Annotated in this window: 13 protein-coding genes; 3 read left to right on the top strand and 10 right to left on the bottom strand. The window is 56.3% G+C overall.

Annotation, left to right across the window (positions count from 1 at the left end):
- Positions 1-361 precede the first annotated feature (361 nt).
- Positions 362-1,282 (top strand): GlxA family transcriptional regulator, encoded by a 921-nt coding sequence (locus RX972_RS22220; protein ID WP_176560700.1) that lies wholly within the window; start codon positions 362-364, stop codon positions 1,280-1,282.
- A 121-nt stretch (positions 1,283-1,403) separates the two neighbouring features.
- Here RX972_RS22220 and zapE read toward each other — a convergent pair whose 3' ends face one another.
- The 3 genes from zapE to RX972_RS22205 all read right to left on the bottom strand — a co-directional run bounded on the left by zapE (position 1,404) and on the right by RX972_RS22205 (position 4,563).
- Positions 1,404-2,498, bottom strand: coding sequence for a cell division protein ZapE (gene zapE, locus RX972_RS22215; protein ID WP_027898482.1), 1,095 nt, complete (start codon positions 2,496-2,498; stop codon positions 1,404-1,406).
- A 61-nt stretch (positions 2,499-2,559) separates the two neighbouring features.
- Positions 2,560-3,909, bottom strand: a complete 1,350-nt coding sequence (locus tag RX972_RS22210) for a tryptophan--tRNA ligase (protein ID WP_316878518.1) — start codon at positions 3,907-3,909, stop codon at positions 2,560-2,562.
- A 24-nt stretch (positions 3,910-3,933) separates the two neighbouring features.
- The gene (locus tag RX972_RS22205) at positions 3,934-4,563 is read right to left on the bottom strand and encodes an alpha/beta hydrolase (RefSeq protein WP_316878516.1); all 630 of its coding nucleotides are present in this window, start codon (positions 4,561-4,563) and stop codon (positions 3,934-3,936) included.
- 145 nt (positions 4,564-4,708) lie between these two features.
- Between RX972_RS22205 and RX972_RS22200 the strand changes: the two genes are divergently transcribed.
- Entirely contained in the window at positions 4,709-5,146 is a 438-nt protein-coding gene (locus RX972_RS22200; RefSeq protein ID WP_027898485.1) for a YhcB family protein, read from the top strand.
- A 339-nt stretch (positions 5,147-5,485) separates the two neighbouring features.
- On the opposite strand, the gene RX972_RS22195 is transcribed toward RX972_RS22200, so the two are convergent.
- The 5 genes from RX972_RS22195 to RX972_RS22175 form a co-directional block, all read right to left on the bottom strand.
- Positions 5,486-5,968 (bottom strand): hypothetical protein, encoded by a 483-nt coding sequence (locus tag RX972_RS22195; RefSeq protein WP_316878513.1) that lies wholly within the window; start codon positions 5,966-5,968, stop codon positions 5,486-5,488.
- A 793-nt stretch (positions 5,969-6,761) separates the two neighbouring features.
- Positions 6,762-8,660 (bottom strand): sulfate adenylyltransferase subunit CysN, encoded by a 1,899-nt coding sequence (gene cysN, locus RX972_RS22190; RefSeq protein ID WP_316878511.1) that lies wholly within the window; start codon positions 8,658-8,660, stop codon positions 6,762-6,764.
- 53 nt (positions 8,661-8,713) lie between these two features.
- Entirely contained in the window at positions 8,714-9,055 is a 342-nt protein-coding gene (locus tag RX972_RS22185; RefSeq protein ID WP_095096900.1) for a four helix bundle protein, read from the bottom strand.
- 58 nt (positions 9,056-9,113) lie between these two features.
- Positions 9,114-10,031: a sulfate adenylyltransferase subunit CysD gene (gene cysD, locus RX972_RS22180; RefSeq protein WP_316878509.1), complete on the bottom strand. Its 918-nt coding sequence runs from the start codon at positions 10,029-10,031 to the stop codon at positions 9,114-9,116.
- Between the two features lie 152 nt (positions 10,032-10,183).
- Positions 10,184-10,942, bottom strand: a complete 759-nt coding sequence (locus RX972_RS22175; RefSeq protein ID WP_316878507.1) for a Nif3-like dinuclear metal center hexameric protein — start codon at positions 10,940-10,942, stop codon at positions 10,184-10,186.
- A gap of 170 nt (positions 10,943-11,112) precedes the next feature.
- Between RX972_RS22175 and algW the strand changes: the two genes are divergently transcribed.
- Positions 11,113-12,276 (top strand): Do family serine endopeptidase AlgW, encoded by a 1,164-nt coding sequence (algW, locus tag RX972_RS22170; protein ID WP_027897825.1) that lies wholly within the window; start codon positions 11,113-11,115, stop codon positions 12,274-12,276.
- Positions 12,277-12,429: 153 nt separating this feature from the next.
- Here algW and hisC read toward each other — a convergent pair whose 3' ends face one another.
- Together hisC and hisD are read right to left on the bottom strand one after the other, a co-directional pair.
- Positions 12,430-13,482 (bottom strand): histidinol-phosphate transaminase, encoded by a 1,053-nt coding sequence (gene hisC, locus RX972_RS22165; RefSeq protein ID WP_316878503.1) that lies wholly within the window; start codon positions 13,480-13,482, stop codon positions 12,430-12,432.
- Between the two features lie 2 nt (positions 13,483-13,484).
- The gene (gene hisD / locus RX972_RS22160; RefSeq protein ID WP_122708223.1) at positions 13,485-14,813 is read right to left on the bottom strand and encodes a histidinol dehydrogenase; all 1,329 of its coding nucleotides are present in this window, start codon (positions 14,811-14,813) and stop codon (positions 13,485-13,487) included.

The following is a 14,813-nucleotide window of genomic DNA, read 5'->3' as shown; positions in this document are numbered from 1 at the left end:
GCAACCGGGTAGCAGTGTTCAAAAGCAGGTTGAATGTAGGGGCGAGTCCATACATAGGACCGGCTTTAGCCGGGAGGGCGTCGGGACAGCCACCCATTCTTCTTCGCCAGAAATACCGCCCTCCCGGCTAAAGCCGGTCCTAAGGGACTTCGGGCCAACATAGAATCTCCCACATGATCAACATCGGCCAATAGCCTGCTCAGCATTCCATCGCTGGACACACCCGAAAAAAAATAAGACGATCCAGCCGTAACCTGACCACTTCCCCATATAAGAATAAAAGAATATGTCGACTCACGCCTCCGCGCCCCTGCGGCGCGTCAGCATCCTGGCTATTGACGGGGTGTTCGCTTCCACATTGATGCAAGCCAAGGATTTCTTCCACCTTGCCGCTCTGCGCTACAGCAAACAGCTGGGCCTTGGAAGAGTCCCTGCGTTCGAAACCCGACTGGTCAGCCCGGACGGCAAGCCCGTGCGTAGCTTCAGCGACGTCGTACTCCCCGTCGATGGCGACCTCGACCAAAGCGATGTCATCGTGATCCCGGCATTCTGGGACAACTTCGACGCTCTTCGTTTGAGATACCCTCAGGTCATTCCCTGGCTGCGCGAACAACATGCCAACGGCGCAGTGCTCTGTGGTGAAGCCAGCGGCGTGTTCTGGCTGGCAGAATCCGGCCTGCTCGATGGCAAGGAAGCGACAACCTACTGGCGATTTTTCAACGACTTCGGTGAGCGTTTTCCGAATGTTTTGTTGAACCAGGAGAAACATCTGACAGACGCGGACAATCTGTACTGCGCAGGCGGCACGACTTCAGCCTGTGACCTGTACATTTATCTGATTGAGCGCTTCTGCGGTGCAAACGTCGCGCAAGCCGTGGCTCGGGACATTCTGTATGAAGTGCAGCGCAATTACGCGCCGGGCCGAATGGGTTTTGGCGGGCAGAAACTGCATCAGGACGTCGTGATCCTGCAAATCCAGCACTGGCTGGAAGAGCATTTCGCCGACAAGTTTCGCTTCGAAGATGTGGCCCGTAATCACGGCATGAGCATCCGCAACTTCATGCGCCGTTTCCAGACCGCCACCGGAGACAAGCCCCTGCACTACCTGCAAAGGCTGCGCATCGAAACCGCCAAAGGCTTGCTGTCTGGCACGCGCAAAAGCATCAAGACCATCAGCTATGAAGTCGGATACGACGACGCCAGCTTCTTCGCCCGACTGTTTCGTCAACATACAGAGTTGTCGCCGAATCAGTATCGGCAGCAGTTTCAGCAGGCGGCTTGATCCACCGGCATCAGACGATCAACTGTAGGAGCGCACGAGCACCGCGAGGCCGCGATAGCGTTCTGCCTGATTCACCGCCATCGCGGCCTCGCGGTGCTCGTGCACTCCTACAGATCCCAACTTAGGGTTTATGCGCCCGCGACAAGAATTCATGGGACTGCATTTCCAGCAACCGGCTCAACGTGCGCTGGAACTCGAAGTTCAGACGCCCACCGGTGTACAAATCCTTCAACTCAACTTCAGCCGAGATGATCAGCTTGACGTTACGGTCGTAGAATTCGTCGACCATGTTGATGAAGCGTCGGGCGATGTCGTCGGTGGTGACGCTCATCTGCTCAACGCCACTGAGCAACACGGCGTGGTAGATCTTGCCCAGTTCGATGTAATCGTTCTGGCTACGCGGGCCGTCGCACAGTTCGCGGAAGTCGAACCAGGCCACGTCATCACAAGTGCGCAGTGCACGGATTTCGCGATTCTCGATCATCAGCACATCGTTTTCGATGGTCTCGGCGCAATCAGGCGTAAGGGCCTTGAAGCTCTTGCGCAGACTTTCCTGCGCGGCTTCATTCAGCGGGAAGTGGAACAGCTCAGCCTGCTCAAGGTGACGCAGGCGATAGTCCACGCCGCTGTCGACGTTGACGATTTCGGTGTTCTGTTTGATCAGCGCGATGGCGGGCAGGAAGCGCGCACGTTGCAGGCCGTCCTTGTAGAGGCCATCCGGGACGATGTTCGAGGTCGCAACCAGAGTCACGCCATTCTTGAACAGTTCTTCCATCAAGGTGCCGAGGATCATGGCGTCGGTGATGTCGGACACGAAGAACTCATCGAAACAGATCACCCGCGCTTCATCTGAAAAACGTTTGGCGATGAGGGTCAGCGGGTTCTTTTCACCCTTGAGGGTCTTCATCTCTTCGTGCACGCGCTTCATGAAGCGGTGGAAGTGGGTACGGACTTTCTGCTCGAACGGCAGGGCTTCGAAGAAGGTGTCGACCAGATAAGTCTTGCCCCGGCCAACGCCACCCCAGAAGTACAAGCCCTTGACCGGCGCCTGTTCCTTCTTGCCAAACAGCTTGCCGAACATGCCCGGCTTGCTCTGGTTAGCGGCAACCAGATCATCATAGAGACGCTGCAAGTGACGCACAGCCGTTTCCTGCGCCGCGTCATGGAAGAAGTCAGGGCGTTTCAGATCAGCTTGGTATCGTTCTAGAGGGGTCATATTCGCTAACAAGGCAACAAAAACGGGCCGTCACTGTAGCGACGGCCCGGCAGATTGGCAATCAATCCTGTTGGGGGGCAAGGGCCAGCTTGAGGCTTTCGATAGCGGCATCACGCGCTGCAGCGTCGACGAATTGCGGACTTTCGGCGATGTGCTCACCATTGATCCAGAGGGTAAACCCAAAATGCTCTGGACGGAGCTCGAATTCACTGCCCTGCTGCAGCTGTTTGCTGACTGCGCCAGCGGCCTTGCCATCAGCAAAGTTGCGAGACAACAGCAACTGCTCGCCATCGGCTGCCAGCAGACGGAAACGGAAGCTGCCATCGTCTTCACGGAAGCTGACAAAGCGTGCACCCTTAGCAACTTTCTTCTTGCCGGTTTCGGCCACTTGCACATTGCTGCGGAATGAACGCAGGCCTACCGCTTCACGTAACTCGCCGAGGAAAGGTGTGGCGACTTTGCGGGCTTTCTCTGCGCCAGCCAGCAGAATGTCTTCCAGGTCAGCCGGACGTTCGATCAGACGATGGTAATTCTCACGAGCTTCGCTCAGCTCACTATCCAGCAAGGTGAACAGGCGACTCTTCGCTTCGCCCCAACCCAGACCTTGCAACAAGTCGGAACGGAACTCTGTGATCTGCTCCGGGGTAGCGAAGGCCTGATAGAGCGTGAACAGATGGGAGTTGTCAGGGTCCTTGGCTTCACCCGGCGCTTTGGAGTCAGTCACGATGCGCGAAATCGCATCCTTCATGTCCTTGGCGCTGCTGAACAACGGAATCGTATTGTCGTAGCTTTTCGACATTTTGCGGCCGTCGAGACCTGGCAGCGTGGCGACGCTTTCCTCGATCAGGGCTTCAGGCATGACGAAGAACTCCCTGCCCTTGCCGAAAAGATGGTTGAAGCGTTGGCCGATATCGCGAGCCATCTCGACGTGCTGAATCTGGTCGCGACCCACCGGAACCTGATGCGCGTTGAACATCAAAATGTCAGCTGCCATCAACACCGGGTAGCTGTACAAGCCCATGGTGACGCCAGCATCCGGGTCTTCACCGGTTTCGACGTTCTTGTCCACGGACGCTTTGTACGCGTGAGCACGGTTGAGCAAGCCTTTGGCAGCAACGCAGGTCAGCAGCCAGGTCAGCTCGGTGATTTCCGGGATATCGGACTGGCGATAGAAGGTCACGCGCTCCACATCCAGGCCAGCAGCCAGCCAGGTTGCGGCGATTTCCAGACGCGAGCGCTGAATGCGCAGCGGGTCATCGCACTTGATCAAGGCGTGGTAGTCAGCCAGAAAGTAGAACGAATCAGCATCGCTCTGGCGGCTGGCAACGATGGCCGGGCGAATGGCGCCCGCGTAGTTACCCAGGTGAGGCGTACCGGTGGTGGTGATACCGGTCAGGATACGAGTAGTCATGGCAGGTCGCTTATGGGGCTGTCATCAGTTCGAAAGGCGTGGCGCAATCAGATCTTTGAGATCAGTGAGCTTGCCGTGAAAAAAGTGTCCGCATTCTGCCACTTTCAGCAGTTCATGTGGGCGCGGCAATGCTGCCGACCAGTGGTAAACCAGTTCAGGCTCGACGACTTCGTCGGTCTCCGGCTGGATGACGGTCAGTGGGCAGTTCTGCGGCAGAGGATATTGCTCGCTCAAGCGCATGACCGCAGGCGCGACCATGAACAGATGGCTAATCGTGTGTCCAGCGCCCTCAAGTCGGCCGGCAAGACTGGCTGCAACGAAACCGCCAAAGGAAAAACCGAACAGTGTCAGGGGCAGATCGGGGTGTTTTTCCAGCACCCAGCGAGCGACGGCCTGAGCATCTTCGATTTCGCCAGGGCCCGCTTCAGACGTACCGGCGCTCGCCCCGACGCCACGATAATTGAAACGCAATGTAATCAAACCCGCATCGCGAGCCGTACGTTGCAGAGTCGAGACGACCTTGTTGAGCATGGTGCCGCCCTGGATCGGGTTAGGATGGCAGATCAACGCCACGCCTGTAGCATCGGGCAAATCAAGGTAAAGGGCTTCAAGCTGGCCCACCGGGCCATCGATCAATACGGGGGTTTCGCGCATGAGCAAAAAGGAACTCCGTGACCTCGCAATGGGTCGACTCGTCTAGCTGATTGTCTGCAAATAGCATATCCGTGAGCGTGTCGCGGTATACAGAGCAGGTTCGAGCCGTTAACGTAAAGCAAAGCCGTTTATAGAGGAAGGACTCGTGGAACTGTCGCTCTTAGTTTGGTTGTTGCCGACCATTGCCCTGGTTGTCGGTGTTGTCATCGGTTTTCTGGTCGCACGTCTGGTGCCCAACGCTGCTCCCAATGGAACCCAGCGCCAGCTGGATGACGTTCAGGAGCGTTTCGATGCCTATCAGAACGAGGTGGTCACTCACTTCAATAGCACGGCCAATCTGGTCCAGAAGCTTTCGCAAAGCTATCAGGACGTACAGGAACATCTCGCCGAAGGTGCCAACCGTCTTGCTACCGACGAGTTGACTCGTCAGCGTCTGCTGGCTGCCCTGCACCCTGAAGCCAGCCAGGTCCACCGCGACCGCCTGACTCCACCGCGCACAAATGAAGCACCGAAAGACTACGCGCCAAAATCACCCAACGCTCCCGGCATGCTCGATGAGCATTACGGTTTGAAAAAGCCGTAAGCGAAAGCTGGATCAGGAAAGCCCGCCATTCGTGAGAATGGCGGGCTTTTTTGTGGACATTGCCTCGGGAAAAAATTCTGGAGGAGAAACTTCCTACGCAGTTTCAGGAATACAGCGGCTATATATATTTTGTTGCGACCTCTATGCTTTTTGGAAAACGGAGGAAGCATGAAAAAATTCAAACTACTGATAGCCTGTCTTTTATTTTCGGGCTGCGTACCCGGAGACTGCACAAATAGTTGCTATATCTGGGGAAAACAAGACCTGGAGCTTTTACATAAATGCAACATGGACCCACTCCGATCAGATTGTCCTGTACAGCGCTAAGATCCAACCCGATCAAAACTTGTATTCGTATATTCTATATGGTCCCCATATCTTCACTTTTTTCACTGGATGCCTCCCAGGTGTAAATCCGAATCTAGCCCATCGGAGGTCGCCTTTTCGGCCGTCATAAATAACCAGATTCCCGTCATCCTGTATGGAGATGTGACTATGATTCCAGAAAGACTTGTCCTTGGTGTGCGTACTCTCAGCTACCCACAACCTTGATCTGGCAGGGTCGTAGAGGAAGCCATTGTTACTTACCACAAACCACGGAGCACCTCTCTGCTTGCGGGACAACGTGATGCTAAAGGCCTGACCGCGATCAGCGACCCAAACAACACTGCCACTATCTTTAATAACCAGGTTGCCATCGCTTTGCAGTTCCAGACGAAAACGTCCATTGGGCGATTGTAAAAACTGCCCCGGTGTCATTTTCTGATTGGGCGGCAATACCGGAGCACCATTATTTCCAAACACACCATACTGAATACTCATACTTTCACCTTTGAAAGCTATTGATTGAGCATTCAACTAATCATCCACTGACTCAAAGCATGCGATAAATATATACCGCATCTGAATTATCTTAACGCCTTGATTATTCTTGCAGTAGCAACGTCAGTACCCATGACTCCCTACATACAAAATCTGTGGAGCGGGTTTCAGACAGACTGCGTAATTGTTCATCGCGAGCAAGCTCGGCTCCTACAGAGATAAGCGATACCTGTAGGAGCCAAGCTTGCTCGCGATGAACGATTACGCGGTATACCTGACGGAGCGAGTCGCCTCAATCGCGCGCAAGCCCGGCTCCGGCAGGTATCGGCTATCTCTGTGGGAGTGGTCCCGGTATCCCTGACACCTCGCTGTCGCTAAGCAAACGGATGACCCTGTAGGAGCCAACTTGTTGGCGAGACGTCGGACCCGCATCGTCAGAAATTCCGCTTCGCCAACAAGTTAGCTCCTACAAGGTCCGCGTTTCAAATCCATTATTGGAGTGATGTTTGATAGGAACTGAGCTTGCTCGCGATGAACGATAACGCGGTATACCTGACGGACCGGGTTGCCTCAATCGCGGGCAAGCCTCGCTCCCACAGGGTGGAGCTCAACTACATTCGGGAATGACTATTTCAGGCGGCAGAAAGGCGGCGAATGTACCGGCCTCTTCGCGAATGAATTCGCTCCCACCAGGATCAACACTTGCAGACCAACAGAGAATCCCCACAAGCTCTATTGCACCCTAAAAAAAACCCGCCATCTCTGGCGGGTTTCCTTTTACAGCAAACGATCGTCAGATCGCGCCGCGACTGCGCAGCAGGTCCAGCACTTGCTTGACGCTGTCTTCGAGATTCAGGGTTTGAGTATCGATGACCAGATCCGCATTGAGCGGTACGTCGTACGGGAAGGACTCGCCCGGAATGTTATCGCCCTGGGCTGCGTACAGGCCCTGTGGATCGCGTTCGCGGCAAACCGCAGGGGATGCCTGGACGTATACGGTCAGCAGGCGATCAGCTCCGATCAGAGACTTGGCCTGCTCGCGACCTTCGCCATCAGGCGCAACGAACGCGGCCAGGGTAATCAACCCTGCCTGGTTGAACTGACGTGCCACGTGAGCTGCACGACGCCAGTTTTCAGTACGCCCGGCGCGATCCTGCGATAAACCAGTGTTCAGGTCGTGACGCAGATTCTGTCCATCCAGCACGTAAACCGCGCGCCCCATGTCGAACAGCTTGCGCTCGACCGCATAAGCCAAGGTGCTTTTGCCAGCGCCCGACAGGCCGCTGAACAGCACAGTGGCTGGCTGCTGACCAAAACGCTGAGCTCGCTCTTCAGTCGCAACGTGAGCCAGAGCGCCGTGATGATTGGCACCTGCGCCGCCAACGGGCTTGGCGATGATCATGCCCGCGGCCACTGTGCCATTGGTCAAACGGTCAATTACGATGAACGAACCCGTGGTGCGGTTGCTGTCGTAACCGTCCAGCGCGATGGCCGAGTCTAGGCTGATCTTGACGCGACCAATCTCATTCAGGCCCAGCGAACTGGCAGGCCCTTCGGCCAAGGTATTCACATCGACACGATGGGTGATGCTGGCAATCGAGCCCGGCACATAGCTGGTGGCACGCTTGATGTCGTATTTCTTGCCCGGCAGCATCGGCTCTTCAGCCATCCATACCAGCATGGCATCGAATGCATCAGCCACTTGCGGAACGTTATCGGCGTGTACCAGCAAGTCACCACGGGAGATATCAATCTCGTCTTCCATGGTCAGAGTGACGGCCTGACCCGGCCCGGCACTCTCCAGCTCACCTTCAAAGGTGACGATGGATTTGACACGACTGCTCTTGCCCGACGGAAGCACGACGACTTCGTCACCCTTGTGCACGATACCGCTCGCCAGCGTACCGGCGAAACCACGGAAGTTCAGGTTTGGACGGTTGACGTACTGCACCGGGAAACGCATGTCGGTGTAGTTGCGGTCGTTGGCAATCTCGACGGTTTCGAGGATCTCCATCAAGGACTGGCCGGTGTACCAGGGCGAACGCTCGCTCTTGTTCACCACGTTGTCGCCCTTGAGAGCCGACATCGGCACGAAGGCCATGGTGGTCGGTTTGAACGCAATGCCGTCGGCGAACTTCAAGTAATCAGACTTGATCGACTCGAAGACGCTTTCGTCGAAGCCATTGAGGTCCATCTTGTTGATGGCCACAACGATATGTTTGATGCCCAGCAGCGATGCGATGTAGCTGTGACGGCGGGTCTGGGTCTGTACGCCGTAACGGGCATCCACCAGGATGATCGCCAGGTCGCAGGTCGATGCACCGGTCGCCATGTTGCGTGTGTACTGCTCATGGCCCGGAGTATCGGCAATGATGAACTTGCGCTTGGCGGTGGAGAAGTAACGGTAGGCCACATCAATCGTGATGCCCTGCTCCCGCTCGGCCTGAAGGCCGTCAACCAGCAACGCCAGATCGACGTCTTCGCCGGTGGTGCCGGACTTCTTCGAATCGCGGGTAATGGCTTCAAGGTGATCTTCGTAGATCATCTTGGAGTCGTGCAGCAGACGCCCGATCAGCGTGCTCTTGCCGTCGTCGACGTTGCCACAGGTAAGAAAGCGCAGCATTTCCTTGCGTTCGTGCTGGCCCAGATAGGCGAGGATGTCCTCGCTGATCAAATCAGATGCGTGACTCATTTCATTCGAGCTCCAAGCTGTAAGCTTCAAGCGGCAAGCTTGTCGGCGTACAGCTAGTCAGAAATTTTATTGATCAGCCCGCAAAGCATTTTTGAAAGCTCACGGGTTTCGATAATCCAGGCTGCTGCAAGTGGTTCAGCGATATAACCAATTTCACCGCCGATGATGAGCTGAGTTCTTAGCTCGCCACAGGATGCTTTAGCAATCGATAGAAAGCGGCATTTGTCCTTCGCAGTGAAACGCTCCATACCTTCCGCAATATTGCTCGGCACCGACAGCCCAGAGCGCGTGATCTGACTCCTGAAAGCCAAATCGGGACAGGAAGCCATCTCCTTGTAAAGATTGACTGCCAAAGCCTTGGCTCTTTGCCAAACCAAGAGTTTCTCGAAATCCATTTCGATCACCTGCTTTTGATTCACTTGCAGCTTGCCACTTGAGGCTTGTAGCTGCTCTTTAGAAATAACCCTGACGTTTCTTTTCTTCCATCGAACCAGCGCCATCGTGATCGATGACCCGGCCTTGACGTTCGGAAGTACGCGTCAGAAGCATTTCCTGAATGATGTCAGTGAGGCTGGTGGCCTCGGACTCGACTGCGCCCGTCAACGGGTAGTCGCCAAGTGTACGGAAGCGGACTTTCTTCTTGACGATGCGAGCCTTGTCTTCATCGCTGAGGTGATTCAGAAGACGCTCGTCGTCGATCATGATCCAGGTGCCGTTCATCTCGATGACATCGCGCTCGGCGGCGAAGTACAACGGGACAATCGGGATGCCTTCCAGATAGATGTACTGCCAGATGTCCAGCTCGGTCCAGTTGGACAGAGGGAACACGCGAATCGACTCGCCTTTATTGACGTTGCCGTTATAGACGTTCCACAGCTCCGGACGCTGGTTCTTCGGATCCCAGCGGTGCTTGCTGTCGCGGAACGAGTACACGCGCTCTTTGGCACGGGATTTTTCTTCATCACGACGCGCGCCACCGAACGCGGCATCGAAGCCGTGCTTGTCCAGGGCCTGCTTGAGACCTTCGGTCTTCATGATGTCAGTGTGCTTGGAGCTGCCGTGGGTCAGTGGGCTGATGTTTTGAGCCACGCCGTCCGGGTTGATGTGGACGATCAGGTCCAGGCCCATTTCCTCAACCATCTGGTCACGAAAACGGTACATTTCCTGGAATTTCCAACGGGTGTCCACATGCATCACCGGGAATGGCAGCTTGCCCGGAAAGAACGCCTTGCGCGCAAGGTGCAGCATTACGGCAGAGTCTTTACCGACGGAGTACAGCATCACCGGGTTATCAAACTCGGCGGCGACCTCGCGGATGATGTGGATGCTTTCCGCCTCCAGTTGCTTAAGATGCGTCAGTTTATCGACCATGGTTACTCACGGGTTGCATTCATTATTGACCGGACAACGCCCGGGACGGCCAGCGGGCCGTGTTCGAGGCCGCACTCTAGCACAGCACCTGCTTCTATTCAGGGGCCCCAATAGATCGAAACGTTCTATGGATATACCGTCTCGTTAGGTATTCAAACCGGGTTAGGACAGTCGATAAACAGGTGCTCCAGTGCAAACCGCCGCGCCAGATAGTCACCCAGCGCCTGAACCCCGTAACGTTCAGTTGCGTGGTGTCCGGCGGCAATAAAGCTGATGCCGTTTTCCCGGGCACTGTGAACGGTCTGCTCAGACGCTTCGCCGCTGATGAACAGATCGACACCCGCAGTGATTGCCTGATCGATGTAACCCTGCCCGCCTCCGGTACACCAACCCACCCGGCGAATCATATCGGCACCTTCAATCAACAACGGCTCACGCCCCAGTGCTTCCTGCACGCGACGGGCAAAGTCGCGGGGCATCATGGGTTCATTCAACGAACCGACCAAGCCGACGACGCGGGCATTATCTGGATCCAGTGGGCCTTCCACGGTGATATCCAGCTGGCGCGCCAACTGCACGTTATTACCCACATCCGGATGCACATCCAGTGGCAAGTGATAGGCCAGCAGGCTGATGTCGTGCTTGAGCAGGGTTTTCAGGCGGCGCTGTTTCATGCCGACGACGCAAGGGTTCTCGCCTTTCCAGAAATACCCGTGATGCACAAGAATCAGATCGGCCTGCGCATCCACTGCGGCATCCAGCAAAGCCTGGCTGGCGGTGACACCGCTGACGATGCGCATGACCTGCGGACGACCTTCGACCTGCAAGCCGTTGGGGCAATAATCCTGGATACGCGAACTGCCGAGATAACGGTTGGCTTCTTCTACCAGAGTGCTGAGCGCAACAGCCATAAAAGACTCCTGAATGTGTGGTTTGAAGCTGATAGGGTCGTGCTGCTGAAATGGTTCACTTCAGAAGATCTTATTTGCGAGACACAACCCCAAGTGCTCGTATAATGCCGCCCATTATGGCGCAGATGGGCAGCAAGCCGCAGCGTCGGATCACTTTCAGGATTTGCTCAATGTTCAAGGCACTGCGCTTTTTTGGTTGGCCATTGCTGGCAGGCGTACTCGTCGCACTGCTGATTATTCAGCGCTTCCCGGATCTGGTGGGTCTGCCAAGCCTCGACGTCAACCTGCAGCAGGCGCCACAAACCACTTATGTCCAGCAAGGGCCAGTCACGTATGCCGATGCGGTTGGCATGGCGGCACCTGCGGTGGTCAATCTCTACACCACAAAGATGGTCAACAAAGCGGCAAATCCGATGTTCGAGGACCCGCAATTCCGACGTTTCTTCGGCGACAACATGCCCAAGCAGAAACGCATGGAGTCGAGCCTCGGCTCCGGCGTTCTGATGAGCCCGGAAGGCTACATTCTGACCAACAATCATGTCACCACCGGTGCCGATCAAATCGTCGTTGCACTGAAGGACGGTCGGGAAACCATTGCCAGGGTGATCGGCAATGATCCGGAAACCGATCTGGCAGTGTTGAAGATTGATCTCAAGAACATCCCGTCCATCACTATTGGCCGCTCCGACAGCATCCGCATCGGTGACGTTGCACTGGCCATCGGCAACCCTTTCGGCGTCGGCCAGACCGTGACCATGGGTATTATCAGCGCCACCGGCCGCAACCAGCTCGGCCTGAACACTTATGAAGACTTCATTCAGACCGACGCAGCGATCAACCCGGGCAACTCTGGCGGCGCACTGGTTGATGCCAATGGCAACCTGACCGGGATCAATACAGCGATCTTCTCCAAGTCTGGCGGCTCTCAAGGCATCGGTTTCGCGATTCCGACCAAACTGGCCATGGAGGTCATGAAATCGATCATCGAGCATGGTCAGGTGATTCGTGGCTGGCTGGGTATTGAAGTGCAGCCGCTGACACAGGATCTGGCCGAGTCATTCGGGTTGAAAGACAGACCAGGCATCGTCGTCGCAGGTATCTTCCGCGATGGCCCGGCACAGAAAGCAGGCTTGCAGTTGGGTGACGTGATTTTGAGCATCAACGGCGAGCCCGCGGGTGATGGTCGTCGCTCGATGAATCAGGTGGCACGCACCAAGCCCGGCGACAAGATCGCCATCGAGGTGATGCGCAACGGAAAAGAAGTGAAGCTCAACGCTGAAGTTGGCCTGCGCCCACCGCCCCCGCCGTCGGCTACTCCGGTTGAAGAGCAGTGATCACTGAGTTGCGTAGATACCTGTGGGAGCGAGGCTTGCCCGCGATAAGGCCGCCTCGTTTATCAGACAGACCTCAGTGCTTTTATCGCGGGCAAGCCTCGCTCCCACAAGTGTGATGCAATCCGCGATTGCGGCGATACTGCGATGGGGGTCTTACAGACCCGCCAGCCCATCCAGCAACGCCTGGTTCTGCTCCGGCGTACCAATGCTGATCCGCAGGAACTGGGCAATCCGCTCCTGTTTGAAGTGCCGAACGATGACACCCTTCTCGCGCAGCTTCGCCGCAATGCCCGCTCCGTCGTGTTGCGGGTGACGGGCAAAGATGAAGTTGGCCGCAGATGGCAGTACTTCAAAACCAAGGGCTTGCAGCTCAGCGGTCAATAATTCCCGGCTGGCGATCACCTTGTTACGGGTGGAATCGAAGTGCTCGCGATCCTCGAAGGCTGCAGCGGCACCGACGATTGCCAGACGATCCAGCGGATACGAGTTGAAGCTGTTCTTGACCCGCTCCAACGCCTCGATCAGATCAGGATGTCCAACCGCCAGACCGACCCGCAAACCCGCCAGCGAGCGGGACTTGGACAACGTCTGCGTCACCAGCAGATTCGGATAACGCTCCACCAGCGAGATGGCCGTCTCGCCACCAAAATCGATGTACGCCTCATCCACCACAACCACTGAATCCGGGCTCGCCTTCAGCATCTGCTCAACAGCATCCAGCCCCACTACGCAACCGGTTGGCGCGTTAGGGTTCGGGAAGATGATCCCGCCATTAGGTTTGGCGTAATCCGAGACACGAATCTGGAACTGCTCATCCAGCGCGATGGCGTCGAACTCGATGCCGTACAGGCCACAGTAAACCGGATAAAAGCTGTAGCTGATGTCCGGAAACAGCAAAGGCTTGCCGTGCTGGAAAAACGCATTGAACACATGTGCCAGCACTTCATCGGAGCCATTGCCCAAAAACACATGGCTGATCTGCACGCCGTAATAGGTCGCTACAGCCTGCTTGAGCAGGTCGCTGTTCGGGTCGGGATAAAGACGCAAGTCATCAGTCAGCTCGGCGCGCATCGCGGCCAGAGCTTTAGGCGAAGGGCCGTAAGGATTTTCATTGGTGTTGAGCTTGACCAGCTTGGTCAGCTTGGGTTGTTCGCCCGGCACATACGGCACGAGGCTGTTGACGAAAGGACTCCAGAATTTACTCATATTCAGTTCCCCTGCCCTTCGCTATCAATGATCCGGTACTCGGCGCTGCGGGCGTGCGCAGTCAATGATTCGCCACGCGCCAGTACCGATGCGGTCTTGCCAAGTTCGGATGCACCTTGCTGCGAGCAGTAGATGATCGACGAACGCTTCTGAAAATCGTAAACACCCAGCGGCGATGAAAAGCGCGCTGTGCCGGAGGTTGGCAACACGTGGTTCGGACCGGCGCAATAGTCGCCCAGCGCCTCGGAGGTGTGACGCCCCATAAAGATCGCGCCCGCGTGACGAATCTGCGGCAACCAGGCTTCAGGGTCTGCCACCGACAATTCAAGGTGTTCCGGAGCAATACGGTTGGCGACTTCAATGGCCTGCTGCATATCAGCGACCTTGATCAACGCACCACGGCCATTGATCGACTTATCGATGATGTCCGCACGTTCAAGGGTCGGCATCAATTTGGCAATGCTCGCTGCGACTTGATCCAGAAAGTCTGCATCCGGACTTACCAGAATGGCCTGGGCGTCCTCATCGTGCTCGGCCTGAGAGAACAGATCCATAGCAATCCAGTCCGGGTCTGTCTGACCGTCGCAGACCACAAGGATCTCGGAAGGACCAGCGATCATGTCGATCCCGACCTGACCAAAAACATGGCGCTTGGCCGTGGCGACATAGATGTTGCCCGGGCCGACGACCTTGTCGACGCGCGGCACGCTTTCAGTGCCGTAAGCCAGTGCCGCAACCGCCTGAGCCCCACCGATGGTGAACACTCGGTCGACTCCGGCAATACAGGCCGCGGCCAGTACCAGCTCGTTGATTTCCCCGCGCGGGGTCGGCACGACCATGACGACTTCAGCAACACCCGCAACCTTGGCAGGAATAGCGTTCATCAATACCGACGATGGATACGACGCCTTGCCACCGGGCACATACAGACCCGCGCGATCCAGCGGCGTGACCTTCTGGCCGAGTACCGTGCCGTCGGCCTCGGTGTAGGTCCAGGAGTCCTGCTTCTGTTTTTCGTGGTACATGCGTACACGATCTGCGGCTTTTTCCAACGCTGTGCGCTGGGCTGGGGTGATGCGAGTCAGTGCCAACTCAAGACGCTCGCGAGGCAGAATCAGATCAGCCATGGAGGCCACCTGCAAACCGTCGAAGCGCTCGGTGAATTCGACAAGCGCAGCATCGCCCCGCTCACGCACGGCTTTGATGATGTCGAGGACACGCTGGTTGACCGAATCGTCAGACACACTTTCCCAGCTCAGCAGATGATCCAGATGATGCGCGAAATCCGGGTCAGCAGCATTGAGTCGGCGAATTGCAGTCGGTGCGGTCAT

It is taken from the genome of Pseudomonas syringae group sp. J309-1, from assembly GCF_032582135.1.
Taxonomy (GTDB): Bacteria; Pseudomonadota; Gammaproteobacteria; order Pseudomonadales; family Pseudomonadaceae; genus Aquipseudomonas; species Aquipseudomonas quasicaspiana.
Note: the sequence above shows the minus strand (reverse complement) of the source record. Positions and strands in the feature narration are given on the sequence as shown.